Source organism: Pseudomonas sp. UV AK001 (assembly GCF_046097675.1).
GTDB lineage: Bacteria > Pseudomonadota > Gammaproteobacteria > Pseudomonadales > Pseudomonadaceae > Aquipseudomonas > Aquipseudomonas kribbensis.
On record NZ_JBJUVZ010000004.1, the window covers coordinates 338,425 to 353,709 of the forward strand.

16 protein-coding genes are annotated in these 15,285 nt (G+C 61.2%); 10 read left to right on the forward strand and 6 right to left on the reverse strand.

Features of this window, described 5'->3' with window-relative positions:
* The first annotated feature begins 34 nt into the window (after positions 1–34).
* Positions 35–319, forward strand: a complete 285-nt coding sequence (locus tag ACKLNA_RS15175) for a hypothetical protein (protein WP_265812015.1) — start codon at positions 35–37, stop codon at positions 317–319.
* On the opposite strand, the gene ACKLNA_RS15180 is transcribed toward ACKLNA_RS15175, so the two are convergent.
* Entirely contained in the window at positions 316–789 is a 474-nt protein-coding gene (locus ACKLNA_RS15180; protein WP_408986311.1) for a cyclic nucleotide-binding domain-containing protein, read from the reverse strand. The two genes, ACKLNA_RS15175 and ACKLNA_RS15180, sit on opposite strands and share 4 nt — an antisense overlap.
* A 109-nt stretch (positions 790–898) precedes the next feature.
* Positions 899–2,953 carry a S9 family peptidase gene (locus ACKLNA_RS15185; RefSeq protein ID WP_408986312.1) on the reverse strand — a complete coding sequence of 685 codons (2,055 nt, stop codon included), beginning with the start codon at positions 2,951–2,953 and terminating at the stop codon, positions 899–901.
* Between the two features lie 99 nt (positions 2,954–3,052).
* On the opposite strand from ACKLNA_RS15185, the gene ACKLNA_RS15190 reads away from it, so the two are divergent.
* The 3 genes from ACKLNA_RS15190 to ACKLNA_RS15200 are packed head-to-tail and all read left to right on the forward strand — an operon-like array spanning position 3,053 to position 4,903.
* The gene (locus ACKLNA_RS15190) at positions 3,053–3,553 is read left to right on the forward strand and encodes an MFS transporter (RefSeq protein ID WP_085710282.1); all 501 of its coding nucleotides are present in this window, start codon (positions 3,053–3,055) and stop codon (positions 3,551–3,553) included.
* Between the two features lie 16 nt (positions 3,554–3,569).
* Positions 3,570–4,346, forward strand: a complete 777-nt coding sequence (locus ACKLNA_RS15195; RefSeq protein WP_003222625.1) for a class II glutamine amidotransferase — start codon at positions 3,570–3,572, stop codon at positions 4,344–4,346.
* A gap of 14 nt (positions 4,347–4,360) precedes the next feature.
* The gene (locus ACKLNA_RS15200) at positions 4,361–4,903 is read left to right on the forward strand and encodes a DUF2937 family protein (RefSeq protein ID WP_085710286.1); all 543 of its coding nucleotides are present in this window, start codon (positions 4,361–4,363) and stop codon (positions 4,901–4,903) included.
* A 34-nt stretch (positions 4,904–4,937) separates the two neighbouring features.
* Here ACKLNA_RS15200 and ACKLNA_RS15205 read toward each other — a convergent pair whose 3' ends face one another.
* Positions 4,938–5,849, reverse strand: a complete 912-nt coding sequence (locus ACKLNA_RS15205) for a LysR family transcriptional regulator (RefSeq protein ID WP_408986313.1) — start codon at positions 5,847–5,849, stop codon at positions 4,938–4,940.
* Between the two features lie 146 nt (positions 5,850–5,995).
* Between ACKLNA_RS15205 and ACKLNA_RS15210 the strand changes: the two genes are divergently transcribed.
* Genes ACKLNA_RS15210 through ACKLNA_RS15225 form a run of 4 tightly spaced genes read left to right on the forward strand, consistent with a single transcriptional unit; the run spans position 5,996 to position 9,707 of the window.
* A complete protein-coding gene (locus ACKLNA_RS15210) occupies positions 5,996–7,282 on the forward strand; it encodes an MFS transporter (RefSeq protein ID WP_085710290.1) in 1,287 nt (428 codons plus the stop codon).
* A gap of 60 nt (positions 7,283–7,342) precedes the next feature.
* A complete protein-coding gene (locus ACKLNA_RS15215) occupies positions 7,343–8,095 on the forward strand; it encodes a 5-oxoprolinase subunit PxpA (protein ID WP_408986314.1) in 753 nt (250 codons plus the stop codon).
* Complete coding sequence (locus ACKLNA_RS15220; protein ID WP_408986315.1) at positions 8,092–8,796, forward strand: 5-oxoprolinase subunit B family protein; 705 nt, start codon at positions 8,092–8,094, stop codon at positions 8,794–8,796. The genes ACKLNA_RS15215 and ACKLNA_RS15220 overlap by 4 nt, the downstream gene beginning before the upstream one ends.
* Positions 8,793–9,707, forward strand: a complete 915-nt coding sequence (locus tag ACKLNA_RS15225) for a biotin-dependent carboxyltransferase family protein (protein WP_408986316.1) — start codon at positions 8,793–8,795, stop codon at positions 9,705–9,707. The genes ACKLNA_RS15220 and ACKLNA_RS15225 overlap by 4 nt, the downstream gene beginning before the upstream one ends.
* 36 nt (positions 9,708–9,743) lie before the next feature.
* Here the strand turns inward: ACKLNA_RS15225 and ACKLNA_RS15230 are convergent, their stop codons facing one another.
* The 3 genes from ACKLNA_RS15230 to ACKLNA_RS15240 form a co-directional block, all read right to left on the reverse strand.
* Positions 9,744–10,922, reverse strand: coding sequence for a VWA domain-containing protein (locus ACKLNA_RS15230; RefSeq protein WP_007956512.1), 1,179 nt, complete (start codon positions 10,920–10,922; stop codon positions 9,744–9,746).
* A 12-nt stretch (positions 10,923–10,934) separates the two neighbouring features.
* Entirely contained in the window at positions 10,935–11,780 is an 846-nt protein-coding gene (locus ACKLNA_RS15235; RefSeq protein ID WP_007911294.1) for a MoxR family ATPase, read from the reverse strand.
* A gap of 176 nt (positions 11,781–11,956) precedes the next feature.
* Positions 11,957–13,033, reverse strand: coding sequence for a DUF748 domain-containing protein (locus ACKLNA_RS15240; RefSeq protein WP_408986317.1), 1,077 nt, complete (start codon positions 13,031–13,033; stop codon positions 11,957–11,959).
* 129 nt (positions 13,034–13,162) lie between these two features.
* Here ACKLNA_RS15240 and cysK point away from each other — a divergent pair, with 129 nt between their 5' ends.
* Positions 13,163–14,137: a cysteine synthase A gene (cysK, locus tag ACKLNA_RS15245; protein WP_085710303.1), complete on the forward strand. Its 975-nt coding sequence runs from the start codon at positions 13,163–13,165 to the stop codon at positions 14,135–14,137.
* Positions 14,138–14,324: 187 nt separating this feature from the next.
* Positions 14,325–15,263: an aspartyl/asparaginyl beta-hydroxylase domain-containing protein gene (locus ACKLNA_RS15250; RefSeq protein WP_408986318.1), complete on the forward strand. Its 939-nt coding sequence runs from the start codon at positions 14,325–14,327 to the stop codon at positions 15,261–15,263.
* Positions 15,264–15,285 lie beyond the last annotated feature (22 nt).

Sequence of the window (15,285 nt, forward strand, 5' to 3'; positions counted from 1 at the left end):
GCCTGAGAGCAGACTTCAGGCAACGGAGCCCTTGATGAAGCGCACCATTCTAACGGTCATTGCCCTGGCCGCGCTCTCGATTACTGCAGTGCAGGCCCAGCAGACGATTCCCGCCAGCCCGACCCCGCAACCGGGTTCGCCCGGCACCGCAACGCCGACACCGTATCCGCAGATCAGTCCGGTATCGATTCCCAAGGCCGGCTCCGGCAGTGGCGGGCCACCGCTGGTGCCGATCGAGATGCCCAGCCCGCCATCCAAGGATCAACCGGTGCCCGGTATCGAACAGCCCGAAGGTAAAACCAAATCCCCTGGCGGCTAGATCTGCTGTGCCGCCAGTTGGCCGTCGGCCATGCGCAGGCGTTTGGACAGGGAAACGGCGAGGGCGCGGATGATCTTGGCGGCGATCTTCGGCGCGTCGTTGAGCATTTTTTCCAGCGAGTCCTTGCCGAGGTTGAGCAACTGACAGTTGCTCGCCGCCACGCAAGTCGCCGAGCGGCGTTCGCCATCGAGCACAGCCATTTCACCGAAGGCCCGACCGCTGCGCAGCGTGGCCATGGTGATGACCTGGCCGTCAGCGCCGGTCTTCTGCACGGCCACCTGGCCGGTGTGGATGATGCACATGAAACTGCCGGCATCGCCTTCGCGAAAGATCGCCTCGCCTTCGGTCACGGTGCTGATGCTGAAGTAGCCCGAGGCAGCGGAGAAGTCCGCCAGTTGCAATTGATCGAACAGGCCGCAGTCCATCAGCCAGTCACGGATTTCGTTGTTCAGTAAGGTCGGTTCTGACATGTCATCGCGGTCTTTTTGTTGTGTCGGGTTACAGGCTCGCCACCGGGAGCCGACTTGATTATCGGCTTCCGGTGCCCGGAATTAAGACCCAAGTGACCGGCGGAGTTCCTCAGGCGATGCCCAGAACCTTGAAAACAAATGCATATTCGAGCGCTACGTCACGTAATCCCTGATAACGCCCGCTCATGCCGCCGTGGCCGGCGCCCAGTTCGGTCTTGAGCAGCAGCGGGTTGTCGTCGGTCTTGGTCGCGCGCAGCTTGGCCACCCACTTGGCCGCTTCCCAATACTGCACGCGGCTGTCGTTGTAGCCGGCGATCACCAGCGTCGCGGGATAGGCCTGGGCGGTGACGTTTTCGTACGGCGCGTAAGCCTTGATTCGTTCGTAGACGTCAGGCTCTTCAGGGTTGCCCCACTCGTCGTATTCGGTGACGGTCAGCGGCAGATCCGGATCGAGCATGGTATTGAGCACATCGACGAACGGCACTTCGGCAATCGCCACACCGAACAGATCCGGGCGCTGGTTGAGCACCGCACCGATCAGCAGGCCACCGGCGCTGCCGCCGCTGATCGCCAGTTGCGGCGCGGTGGTGATGCCGTTGAGGATCAGGAATTCGGCGCAGGCAATGAAGTCGCTGAAGGTGTTTTGTTTGTGCTCCTGCTTGCCGGCGCGATACCAGGCTTCACCCAGTTCGCCGCCGCCTCGGACGTGGGCGATGGCGAACGCCATGCCGCGATCCAGCAGGCTCAGGCGAGCGTGGGAAAACCACGGGTCGAGGCTCGAACCGTAGGCGCCGTAACCGTAGAGGTACAGTGGCACCGGTTTGCCGAGCATTTCGCGCTTCATCACCAGACTGATCGGCACCAGCGTACCGTCCGGAGCCGTGGCCCACAGGCGCTGGCTGACGTAGGCGTCGGCGTCGAACGGGCCGAGCACCGGGGTTTCCTTGAGCACTTCCTGTGCGCCGGAGGCGAGGATCAATTGCCGAACCTGAGCCGGGCGATTCAGTGCTTCATAGCGCAGGCGGATGCGGTCGCTTTCGAATTCCAGGCTGTTTTGCACATAGAGGCTGTAGGCCGCGTCCGGCAATTGCACGCGATAAGGCGCCAGACCGTGTGGGCGCACTTCGATGATCGGCAAACCGCCTTCGCGCAGGCTCAGGGTCAAGGCTTCGGCGTTGAGGGTCACGCCATCGAGCATCACCGAATCGCTGTGGGGAATCAGGTTCTGCCAGTCGGCTTCGCTCGGCGCGATGCCGGTGTCCGGCGCCTGATACAGCGCGAAGTTGATGCCGTCGCGGTTGGTGCGGATGAACCAGGTCCATTCGCCGTCGAGTTTGCCGTGGTCGACATCGTATTCGTGATCCTCGACCCGTGGCGCCAGGCAGGTGAACGGCTGGTGCGGCTGATTGGCATCCAGCGCCCAGACTTCGCTGGTGGTCTTGCTGCCCAGAGACAGCAGCAATTGCTGTTCGGAGCTGGCGCGGTAGCAATGCAGGAAGAAACGTCCGTCCGGCTCGTGGAACACCTCTTCGGCGGCGGTGCCGTCGAGGCGGTAGCGGAACAGTTTGTGCGGGCGATGGGTGTCGTCGAGCACGCCGAAGAACAGCGTCAGGCTGTCGTTGGCCCAGGTCATGCTGCCGTCGCAATCCTGGAATTCCAGTTCGCTGATGCGCTCGCTGGCCAGTTCCTTCACGAACAGCGTGTAAATCTCGTCGCCCGAGGCATCGACGCTGTAGGCCAGACGCTGGTGATCCGGGCTGATGCTGAATGCGCCGAGAGAGAAAAAGCCGCCATTGGCCAGGGCATTCGGGTCGAGCAGCAGTTGCTCGCGGCTTTCGTCGAGGGTCAGGCTGTCATCGGCCGGACGCGGGCAGCGGTAGTGGCGGGGGTATTCGTCGCCGGCCGTGGTGCGGGTGTAATACAGATACGGGCCCCACGGCGACGGCAGGGACAGGTCGGTTTCGAGGATCCGCCCCTTGATCTCCTCGAACAGGGTTTCGCGCAGTCCGGCCTGATCGGCGGTCTGCGCCTGCTGGTAGTCGTTTTCGGCCTTGAGGTAGTCGAGCACCGCGTCGGTGTCGCGTTCCTGCAGCCAGGCATACGGGTCGGCACCGGCATCCTTGCTGGCAATCGGGGCGCTGGTGACGTTGGCGGATACGGGCATGGAGGGCTCTCGAACATGACAAATGAGGACCGCACGGACGGCGGGGAAGCCTGATGTGCGAAAAGTCGTTACTATAAGCGCCTCTTTGCCTGCCTTGCCATGGACACCATGACCGAGAACGACTATCTGATCGCCTGGGGCCTCTACGCCTTTGCTGCCGTAGGCTGCCTGTTGGTATGGATGCGCATGACCCGCTGGATGTGGCGCTGGCTGCGCGAGCCGCTGCGTGTGCTGATGGCGGTGTTGCTGTTCAGCCCGACCATCATCGATCCGGTGAAGGAAAAATTCGCCCCGGCCGTCGCCATCACGGCGCTGGACCTGGCGTTCAAGGTCGGCAACAACGCCTGGCGGGCGATTTCCGAATTGCTCATGTACGCGATGATCGCGTTCGGCCTGTACCTGATTTTCGTGCTGATCCGCTTCCCGATCGAACGCGCTTCGAAGGCGCGCAAGGAGCAGGCCGAGGCCGCTCGCGCAGCCGCCCGTGCCGAAGACGAGCGTGATGGCGATCAACCGTTCGGCGGTGCCGGCGATGATCGTTACGGCCGTCCACCGCTGCCGAGCAATCCGCAGCGCGGACGCGTCGAGCCGCGTCTGTAATCACGAGAGCCCGCACATGTGTGAACTATTGGGCATGAGCGCCAACGTGCCGACCGATATCGTGTTCAGCTTCACCGGGCTGATGCAGCGCGGCGGTCGCACCGGTCCGCATCGCGATGGCTGGGGCATCGCCTTCTATGAAGGTCGCGGACTGCGGCTGTTCCAGGACCCGGCAGCCAGCTGCGAGTCGGAAGTCGCCAATCTGGTGCAGCGTTATCCGATCAAGAGCGAAGTGGTGATCGGTCATATCCGTCAGGCCAACGTCGGCAAGGTCTGCCTGTCCAACACCCATCCGTTCGTCCGCGAACTGTGGGGACGCAACTGGTGCTTCGCGCACAACGGTCAGCTCGCCGATTTCACCCCGATCAAGAGTTTCTACCGCCCGGTCGGCGATACCGACAGCGAGGCGGCGTTCTGCGATTTGCTCAACCGCGTACGTGCAGCGTTTCCGGAACCGGTCGATATAGAAGTGCTGCTGCCGGATCTCGTCGCCGCATGCGCTGAATACCGCAGCAAAGGCGTGTTCAACTGCCTGCTCAGCGACGGCGACTGGCTGTTCTGCTATTGCTCGACCAAACTTGCGCAGATTACCCGGCGCGCACCGTTCGGCCCGGCACGGCTCAAGGACGTCGATGTGATCGTCGATTTCCAGGCCGAAACCACGCCCAACGACGTGGTCACGGTGATTGCCACCGAACCTTTGACCGAAAATGAAACCTGGACCCGCTACGAACCGGGCCAATGGAGCCTGTGGCGACGCGGCGAATGCGTAAGCCAGGGCACGACCGAATAAAGGATCTCTCCTCGATGTTGCTCAGTTATCTACGGCTGGTGTTGTTTGCGGCGGGCCTGTTGATCGGTGTCCAGGTGCCGGGGTTCATCAATGATTACGCCAAGCGGGTCGAAGCGCATCTGATCGAGGCGCAGACCGGTCTGCGAGGCTTCCAGGGCACTGCCGAGCAGTTCTTCAAGGGTGATCTGCAGGCGCTGGTCGCTCACTATCGCGCCAGCGAGGACCCGGTGTTTCGCAGCGATGCCGACAGCCTGAGCACCTTGCTCAACCGTCAACTGGCGCTGGACAAGCAATTCCAGGCCATGCAGGGCCCGTGGTACATCCGCTTCCTGCAAGTGGTGCTGGCCGCCGATCCGGATATCCGCAAGGAAACCTGGAACGGCTACAGCTACCAGATCCTGCTGACGCCTGAAGCAATGATCTGGGGCATGAGTGGTGCGCTGCTGCTGTCGTTCGGCCTCGAGTGCCTGTTCCGTCTGATTGACTGGGTGGTGCTCGGCGGCAAGCGCCTGCGCCAGAGCCGGCCGATCGAAGACAGGGATGTGCGCGGGCTGTAAACCTCGATGCATCGTTCCCACCCCGTGGGAACGATCAACTCAGAACGATGTAATCCGTACCCACCTTGCGCGCATACCCCTCCAGCACCTGCTGACACAGCGTCACAATCTCTTCGACCCATTCCACACCGACCCGCCACGACACCACCACTTGTAGTGCGGGTGGCCGTTGGTCGATGTCGAGCAGGGTCAGTTCGCCCCGCGCCAGTTCTTCGGCCACCAACACCGGTGGCAACGCACCGATACCGAAGCCATCACGCAGCAGCCGGGTGATCGCCGACACCGAATTCACACAGTTCAAGCGTGGCGCCAGCACGCCCTGGGCCTGCATCAGCGCCAGAATGTCCTGATGCGGCCGGGAGTTTTTCGAATAGGTGATGATCCGCTCCTGCGCCAGGTCAGCGAGGTTTGCGTAGTCGCGGTTGTAGATCGAATTGCTGGCGACGATCCAGCCGATAGGGTGGCTGGCCAGTTCCAGACTGCGCACGCTTTCATGGCGCACCAGATCGGTTTGCAGGATCAGATCGAGAAAGCCTTTTTGCAGCTGATCGCAGAGGTTCAGCGAGGTATCCGCCACCAGCTCGATTTCCACCCGTGGGTACAGATCGGTCATCTGCGCCACCAAGGGGCTGAGCCAGGTGTGAATCACCGTGTCCATCACCCCGATGCGCACCCGGCCGACCTTGCTCGATCGGGTCTCGATGGATTGCTTCAGCGCCTGCATCGTGTCGAGCATCTGTTCGGCATAGTCCAGCACTTTCAGGCCTTCCGGCGTCAGGCTGACACCGCGCGAATCCCGGACAAACAGCTTCACCCCAAGCTCGCCTTCGAGCACCGCGATCCGGCTGGAGATCGAAGCCTGGGTGGTGAACAGCTTGTCGGCGGTCAGGCGAAAACTCTTCAGCCGGGCGACCCAGACGAAGGTCTCGAGAAACTTCAGGTTCATGGCAACAAATTTTTCTTATGTCTTGGGCGGGTTTTTATTCGTTGGACGCGACCGGGTGACGCACCCAAGAATCGACGCATCCGGTTCCCACGATAGGCGTCGTCGGAGCTTCGAACAAGACCAATAAAAGCCTGCGGAGACATGCCATGAGTGCGCCCGACACCCTCGACCTCCCCAAGACCACGGCCCGTCCCGGCCCGTTCGACTGGTATCGCAACATCAATCAGCAGGAGCGCCGGACGTTCTGGAGCTGCAAGATCGGCTACGGTCTGGACGGCATGGACACCCAGATGCTCAGCTTCGTGGTGCCGACCCTGATCGCGATGTGGGGCATCACCACCGGTGAGGCCGGGTTGATTCACACCAGCACGCTGATCGCCTCGGCCATTGGTGGTTGGGTGGCGGGGATTCTCTCCGACCGCATTGGCCGTGTGCGCACGCTGCAACTGACGGTGCTGTGGTTCGCCTTCTTCACCTTCCTCTGCGGTTTTGCCCAGAACTACGAGCAATTGCTGATCGCCCGTACCCTGATGGGCTTCGGTTTCGGCGGTGAATGGACCGCCGGCGCGGTGCTGATCGGTGAAGTGATCCGCGCCAAGGATCGTGGTAAAGCGGTGGGCATGGTGCAATCTGGCTGGGCGCTCGGTTGGGGGCTGACGGCAATTCTCTATGCGCTGCTGTTCTCGGTATTGCCACCGGAAGATGCCTGGCGCGCACTGTTCATCCTCGGCATCGTGCCGGCGGTGTTCGTGATTTTCGTCCGCCGTCTGGTGAAGGATCCCGAGATCTACCGCGAGGCGAAAGCCAAGCAAACTCCTGACAGCCCGTCGAAGTTCTACGAGATCTTCGCCCCGGGCATGCTCTTCACCACGTTCCGCGCCTCGTTGCTGACCACGGGTGCCCTCGGTGGTTACTACGCGATCACCTCCTGGCTGCCGACTTTTCTGAAGAACGAGCGCGGCTTGAGCGTACTCGGCACCGGCGGTTATCTGGCGATGGTGATCATCGGTTCCTACGCCGGTTATGTGATCAGCGCCTATTTGACCGACCTGCTGGGGCGCAAGAAGAACTTCATCCTGTTCGCGGTCGGCTCGTTCACCATCGTTCTGCTCTACACCCAATTGCCGGTCAGCAACGGCGTGATGCTGTGGCTGGGCTTCCCGTTGGGCTTCTTCGCCTCGGGGATATTCAGTGGCATGGGGGCGTTTCTGACTGAACTGTTTCCGACGCGGATTCGCGGCTCGGGGCAGGGCTTCTGCTACAACATCGGCCGTGCGCTGGCAGCGTTGTTCCCGCTGCTGATCGGGCTGCTCAGCCAGAAAGTACCGCTGAGTGTAGGCATCGGTGCCTTTGCGGCAGTGTCCTACGGCGTGGTGATCCTGGCGGCGTTGAGCCTGCCGGAAACCCGTGGCAAGCAACTGGACGCGCAGTAACTGATAACCTGCGACAACGCCCTACGATAAAAAAAGACAAAAGCTACAGGAGTGTTCACCGTGAGCCGCCTGCTATTGAACTGTGACATCGGCGAGAGCTTCGGCAGCTGGACCATGGGTCTGGACGCGGAAGTCATGCCGTTCATCGATTGCGCCAACATTGCCTGCGGTTTCCACGCCGGCGACCCGAGCATCATGCGCAAGACCGTCAGCCTGGCCCTGAGCCATGGCGTGCAGATCGGCGCGCATCCCGCCTATCAGGATCTGGTGGGTTTCGGCCGCCGTTCCATGGCCTACACCGCCCAGGAGCTGCAAGACATCCTGCATTACCAGATCGGCGCCCTCGACGGCATTTGCCGTGCCCAGGGTGGAAAGGTCAGCTACGTCAAACCCCACGGCGCGATGTACAACGACATGATGGCCAACCCGGTGCAGTTGCGGGCGGTGATCCAGGCCGTCGCGGCCTACGACAGCAGCTTGCCGCTGATGCTGATGGCCACTCGTGACAACACGGCAGCCCAGCAACTTGGTGACGAATACGGCGTGACCCTGTGGTTCGAAGCCTTCGCCGACCGTGCCTACGACGGTGCCGGCCGACTGGTGTCGCGACAACTGCCGGGCGCGGTGCATCACGACGCCGAAACCATCATCGGGCAAGCACTGACCATCGCCCGTGGCGACAACCTGACCGCCAGCGACGGCAGCGCGCTGCACCTGCAAGCCAACACTTTGTGCGTACACGGCGACAACGCCAGTTCGGTTGCGGCCGTGCAACGTATTCGTCAGGCCTTGAACGAGCAGAGCGCGCCATGAATCCGCGGGTGGAAGTGGTGGCGCTGGATTGCCTGATGCTGCGCCTGTTCGATGAAATCGCCGAAGCCAACATGCCGTGGATGCTCGCCGCCAGCGAGCGGTTGCGCACGGTGTTCGGCGCACATCTGATCGATCTGGTGCCGTCGTACACCACGTTGATGGTGCATTACGACCTGACCGCATTGAATCCGGGTCAGGCTCGGGAATTGATCGCCGAAGCCTTGATCGACCTGTCGCCGAATGCGCGAGCCGGCGGCCAGTGTCATGTGCTGCCGGTGTGGTACGACCTGAGTGTCGGACCGGAATTGAGCCTGCTGTCGCAACGCAGCGGGTTGTCGGTGGAGGAAGTGATCCGCCGTCACAGTGCCCGGGAATATCAGGTGTTTGCCCTTGGCTTCGCACCGGGGTTTGCCTTCATGGGACTGGTGGAAGAAGTCCTGGCGGCACCGCGTCTGAATACACCACGCAAGAAAGTCGCCGCCGGCAGTGTCGGCATCGCCGAGCGCCAGACCGCAGCGTATCCGGTGGTGTCTCCGGGTGGCTGGAACCTGATCGGTCGCACGCCGGCAAAACTGTTCGACCGCGAGCGCGATGGCTACAGCCTGATGCAGCCCGGCGATACCGTGCGTTTCGAAGCGGTGAGCCATGCAGAATTCATCAACCTCGGCGGTGATGACACGCCTCTGGAGGCCCTGGCATGAGCCGACTGACGATTGAAGCGAGCACACCGCTGTGCCTGTTGCAGGACTCCGGGCGCTTTGGCGTGCGCCATCTGGGTGTGACCCAGGGCGGAGCGGCGGACTGGCGGTCGATGGCCTGGGCCAACTGGCTGCTGGGCAATGGCCTGGATCTGCCGGTGATCGAAATCACCCTCGGCGGGTTTGCGGTGGTGGCGCAAGAGGATTGTCTGCTGGCGCTGGCCGGTGCCGATCTGGGCGCGCAGATTGACGGTGAGGCGCTGACGCCGTGGCGCAGTTTCAAGCTGCATAAAGGGCAGACCTTGAAGTTAACCCAGCCATTGCTGGGAGCTCGGGCCTATCTGGCGGCGCCCGGTGGTTTCACTGCGCCGAAAGTATTGGGCAGCAGTGCCACGGTGGTGCGCGAGGAACTTGGTGGTCTCGATGGTTTTGGCTTGCCGCTGACCAAGGGCGCTTCGCTGGATTATCAGGGTGAAACCCTGCTGGTGCGCGAGGTACCGGCACAGCATCGACCGGATCTGCGCCTCGATGCGCCGCTGGATCTGGTGCTCGGCGCGCAGATTGGTCAGTTCAGCGGGCAGAGCCTGTTCGACGCGTTCAACAGTCATTGGACGCTGGACAGTCGTGCCGACCGCATGGGTATTCGTCTATTGGGGACGGCGTTGCAGTATCAGGGCCAGCCGATGATTTCCGAGGGCATTCCGCTGGGGGCGGTGCAGGTACCGCCGGACGGGCAGCCGATCGTGTTGCTCAATGATCGGCAGACCATTGGAGGCTATCCGCGATTGGGCGCGTTGACGCCGTTGGCGCTGGCGCGACTGGCGCAGTGTCTGCCGGGAGCCAAGGTCAGATTGCGCCCGGTGGTGCAGGACGTCGCGCACCGGGAGCATATCGAGTATCTGAAGCGCTTTTGATCGTTCCCCCGCCGTTGGCGGGGGAGCCATTGCGGATTACTTGGACAGAAACCGCATCCCTTCTTCCAGCCCGCGCAGGGTCAGCGGATACATCTGATCCTCGATCAAATCCCGCACGATGTTGGTCGACGAGGTGTAGCCCCAGGTGTCTTTCGGGTACGGGTTGATCCAGATGAGCTTCTTGTACTTCTCCATGAAGCGCTGCATCCACACGTAACCCGGCTCTTCGTTCCAGTGCTCGACGCTGCCGCCGGCCTGGGTGATTTCATAAGGCGCCATGGCGGCGTCGCCGATGAAGATCACTTTGTAGTCGGCGCCGTACTTGTGCAGCAGGTCCTGGGTCGAGGTGCGCTCGGAGGTGCGGCGCATGTTGTTCTTCCACACCGATTCATAAATGAAGTTGTGGAAGTAGAAGTACTCCAGATGCTTGAACTCGGTCTTGCAGGCCGAGAACAGTTCCTCGCAGATCTTCACGTGGGCGTCCATCGAACCGCCGATGTCGAACAGCAGCAACAGCTTCACCGTGTTGCGCCGTTCCGGGCGCATCTGGATGTTCAGCAGGCCGGCATCCTTGGCGGTGTGGTCGATGGTGCCGTCGATATCCAGCTCTTCCGCCGCGCCCTGGCGAGCGAACTTGCGCAGGCGGCGCAGGGCGACCTTGATGTTGCGGGTGCCGAGTTCCACGGAGTCGTCGAGGTTCTTGTACTCGCGCTGATCCCAGACTTTCACCGCTTTGCCCTGGCGCTTGCCGGCGTCGCCGACCCGGATGCCTTCCGGGTTGAAGCCACCGGAGCCGAACGGGCTGGTGCCGCCGGTGCCGATCCATTTGTTGCCGCCGGCGTGACGTTCCTTCTGTTCTTCCAGACGTTTCTTGAACTCTTCGATCAGCTTGTCGAGGCCGCCGAGGGACTGGATCTGCGCGCGTTCTTCGTCGGTCAGCGAGCGCTCGAATTCCTTGCGCAGCCAGTCTTCGGGAATCAGCGCCTGCAAGTGATCGTCGAGCTTTTCCAGGCCGTTGAAGTAGGCGCCGAACGCCCGGTCGAACTTGTCGAAATGCCGTTCGTCCTTCACCAGGATCGCCCGGGACAAGTAGTAGAACTCGTCCATGTCGGCGAAGGTCACGCGCTGTTTCAGCGCGTTGATCAGGTCGAGCAGCTCGCGCACCGACACTGGCACCTTGGCTGCACGCATTTCATTGAACAGGTTGAGCAACATGGCGTCAGCCTCTTAGCGGGTGCCGCGACGGCTCATGAACGCCAGGCGCTCAAGCAGTTGCACGTCCTGTTCGTTCTTCACCAGCGCGCCGGCCAGCGGCGGGATGGCCTTGGTCGGATCGCGTTCGCGCAGCACCGCTTCGCCGATGTTGTCGGCCATCAGCAGTTTCAGCCAGTCGACCAGCTCGGAGGTCGATGGCTTTTTCTTAAGGCCCGGCACCTTGCGCACGTCGAAGAACACGTCCAGCGCTTCGCTGACCAGATCTTTCTTGATGTCCGGGTAGTGAACATCGACGATTTTCTGCAGGGTGGTGCGGTCGGGGAAGGCGATGTAGTGGAAGAAGCAGCGGCGCAGGAAGGCGTCCGGCAGCTCTTTCTCGTTGTTGGAGGTAATGATGATGATCGGACGTTTCTTGGCCTTGATCGTCTCGTCGATTTCGTAAACGTAGAACTCCATCTTGTCGAGTTCTTGCAGCAGGTCGTTGGGGAACTCGATGTCGGCCTTGTCGATTTCGTCGATCAGCAGAATCACGCGCTCTTCGGACTCGAACGCCTCCCAGAGCTTGCCCTTCTTCAGGTAGTTGCGCACGTCGTGGACTTTTTCATTGCCCAGTTGCGAGTCGCGCAGACGGCTGACCGCATCGTACTCGTACAGACCCTGATGGGCCTTGGTGGTGGACTTGATGTGCCAGGTGATCAGCTTGGCGCCGAACGATTCGGCCAGTTGCTCGGCGAGCATGGTCTTGCCGGTGCCCGGCTCGCCCTTGACCAGCAGCGGCCGCTCCAGGGTGATGGCGGCGTTGACCGCCAGCTTCAGGTCATCGGTGGCGACGTAGGCCTGGGTGCCTTCGAACTTCATCTGCTAATCCTCGAACGGTAACGCCGACCTGAACGGGCAGGGCGGGGGCGAAATAATCGGATGCCCGACTATAACGCGCGGCCCGGTCGACTGTGAACGCAGACGGCTTATTCAGTCTCTGAATGGGGCGTCACATGTTGACTCGGTTTCGGCCGAGGGCCAGTTGAACAAGTGCGCTAACCCGCATCCGGCTTCGGCCGCTCATACCGGGCATTGAATGCCTGGATGAATCCATTGCGCAAAATCTGCAAAAACGCTTCGAACGCGCTGATATCTTGCTGATGGACGCTGCCGCTGAGTTCGACCTTGGTTGCGAACTGGTTTTTGGCCTGGTTTTTCAGCACGGTTTCAGTACCACCGACCAGTGCCTCCCAGACTGAGCGGAAGATGCTTTTGTTTTTGTTTTCCACATCCTGCTGCCAGTTGAACACTTCAACGTCGCGCAGTAACGGCTTGATGTAGCCAGTGAGCTGGGCTTTTTTGGCCTGGGCCTCGATGACCACGTCGCCGTGGCCGGCGTTGAAGTCGAATTTGCCGTAGGCCGAGGCGAAGTCGTTCATGCGCTTGAGTTCGAGGTCGCGGGCACGCAGGCGAAATTCGAAATCCTCGAAGTTGCTCAGCGGGTCGAACGTGGCGGAGGTTTCCAGCGGCGCCTGACCGAGCAGCAGTGCCTTGCCTTCGAAGCGGGCATCGCGTTTGCCCTTGGTGTCGACTACGTTGGTCAGGTTGTAAATGCTCGCCTCGACGTTGGTGGCGTTCATGTTCACCGGCGGTTTGGAATTGAAGTTGCGGAAACTGATGCGGCCGTCGTTGATCTGCACTTCGTCGAGGGTGATCGGCAGCAACTTGCCCAGCTGCGCGCGCCAGTCGGTGCCTTTACCGGTCTGGGAGTTCTGTTTGTTGGCACCGCCATCGACGAAATTGACCTCTGGTTTGAAGAACTTCACCTGTGCCACCACCGCATGGTCGTACCACAGCGAATGCCAGCTAACTGACAGGTCGATCAACGGTGCGTTGACGAATGGCACTGGCACCTTGCCGTCGACCTTGACGATCTTCAGTCCGTTAATCTTGTACGCGCCACGCCACAGCGCCAGATCGACGTCGGTGACCTGCCCGCGGTAGTCGCCCATGTTGGCCAGCTTGTCATTCAGATAGTCGCGCACGATGTACGGCAGGGCGATGTGCAGGGCGATCAGCAGTACAACGACAGTGGCGAGGATCCACAACGGCCAGCGGTAGCGACGCTTCATGGCGGCAATTCCCGAGCGGGTGTAAAGCGATTGACTGTCGGCGGTTGCAGACGTTCGACCCGACTGGACTGGCAAGAGCAACAGGCTTACCTTGGAGAGCTGAATTCAACGCTGCACAAGGACCCAGCCATGAGCCGTATTTTTGCTGACAACGCCCATTCCATCGGCAATACGCCGCTGGTACAGATCAATCGCATTGCGCCCCGTGGCGTGACCATTCTGGCCAAGATCGAAGGTCGCAACCCGGGTTACTCGGTGAAGTGCCGGATCGGCGCGAACATGATCTGGGACGCCGAAAGCAGCGGCAAACTCAAGCCGGGCATGACCATCGTAGAGCCGACTTCGGGCAATACCGGCATCGGCCTGGCTTTCGTGGCGGCCGCTCGCGGATACAAGTTGATGCTGACCATGCCGGCCTCGATGAGCATCGAACGGCGCAAGGTGCTCAAGGCATTGGGCGCAGAGCTGGTGCTGACCGAGCCAGCCAAGGGCATGAAAGGCGCAATCGAAAAGGCTGCCGAGATCGTTGCTGGCGACCCGGGCAAATACTTCATGCCGGCCCAGTTCGATAACCCGGCCAACCCGGCCATTCACGAAAAAACCACCGGCCCGGAAATCTGGAATGACACCGACGGTGCCATCGACGTCTTGGTGGCGGGCGTTGGCACTGGCGGAACCATCACCGGTGTCTCGCGGTATATCAAGAATACGGCGGGCAAACCGATTCTCTCGGTGGCGGTGGAGCCCGTATCTTCGCCGGTGATCACTCAGGCCCTGGCCGGTGAAGAGATCAAGCCGAGCCCGCACAAGATTCAGGGCATTGGCGCTGGTTTTGTGCCGAAGAACCTGGATTTGTCGATGGTGGATCGGGTCGAGCGCGTGACCGACGAAGAGTCCAAGGTCATGGCGTTGCGCCTGATGCAGGAAGAAGGGATCTTGTGCGGCATTTCCTGCGGTGCGGCGATGGCTGTCGCGGTGCGCCTGGCAGAAACCCCGGAAATGCAGGGCAAGACCATCGTGGTGGTACTGCCGGATTCCGGTGAGCGTTATCTGTCGAGCATGTTGTTCAGCGATCTGTTCACCGATCAGGAGAATCAGCAGTAAGCGTCCCGTTGATTCAGGTCAGCCAGGGTTCAGGCTCGTTATGTTAATTAGTGCTTTGTTGCGCAATTCTTAACACTGAATCTTGGGTCGGGCGGGTTTTTCCCGGAGCCGGTAGTGTTTATCATGGCCGGCCGCCATGTCGGGTAAATGACATGGCGTGGCGTTGTCTTTTTTCAAGGAGTCGTTGATGACCTTTTCGTTGGCCGCCAAGGTGTTGGTGTTGCTGCTGTTCGTGAGCAGCATCCTCTACGTGCATTTGCGCGGCAAGGCGCGTTTGCCGGTGCTGCGCCAGTTCGTCAACCATTCGGCGCTGTTCGCTCCGTACAACGCCTTGATGTACCTGTTTTCCGGTGTGCCGTCCAAACCGTACCTGGACCGCAGCAAGTTCCCGGAACTGGACGTGCTGCGCGACAACTGGGAAACCATCCGCGACGAAGCGATGCACCTGTTCGACGAGGGTTATATTCGCGCTGCCGAGAAGAATAACGACGCCGGTTTCGGTTCGTTCTTCAAGAAGGGCTGGAAGCGTTTCTACCTCAAGTGGTATGACAAACCGCTGCCTTCGGCAGAGACCCTGTGCCCGAAAACCGTGGCGCTGGTCAGTGCCATTCCCAACGTCAAGGGCGCGATGTTCGCGCTGTTGCCGGGCGGCAGCCATTTGAACCCGCACCGTGATCCGTTCGCCGGTTCCCTGCGTTATCACTTGGGCCTGTCGACGCCGAACTCCGACGATTGCCGGATCTTCGTCGACGGTCAGGTTTACGCCTGGCGCGACGGTGAGGACGTGATGTTCGACGAGACCTACGTGCACTGGGTCAAGAACGAAACCGAACAGACCCGCGTCATCCTGTTCTGTGACGTCGAGCGTCCGCTGAGCAACCGCCTCATGACCCGCATCAACCGCTCCATCAGCGCCTGGCTGGGCCGTGCCACCGCACCGCAGAACCTCGACGACGAACGCGTCGGCGGGATCAACCAGGCCTATGCCTGGACCAAGAACTTCAGCGACCGGTTCAGCGGCGTGGTCAAGCAGTGGAAGCGCCGCAATCCAAAGGCCTACCGCGTGATGCGGCCGGTGCTGGCGGTGGTGTTGTTGACGTTGCTGGGGTATTGGCTGTTCGGTTGAGGCTGGATGCAGGCGTGTAAAA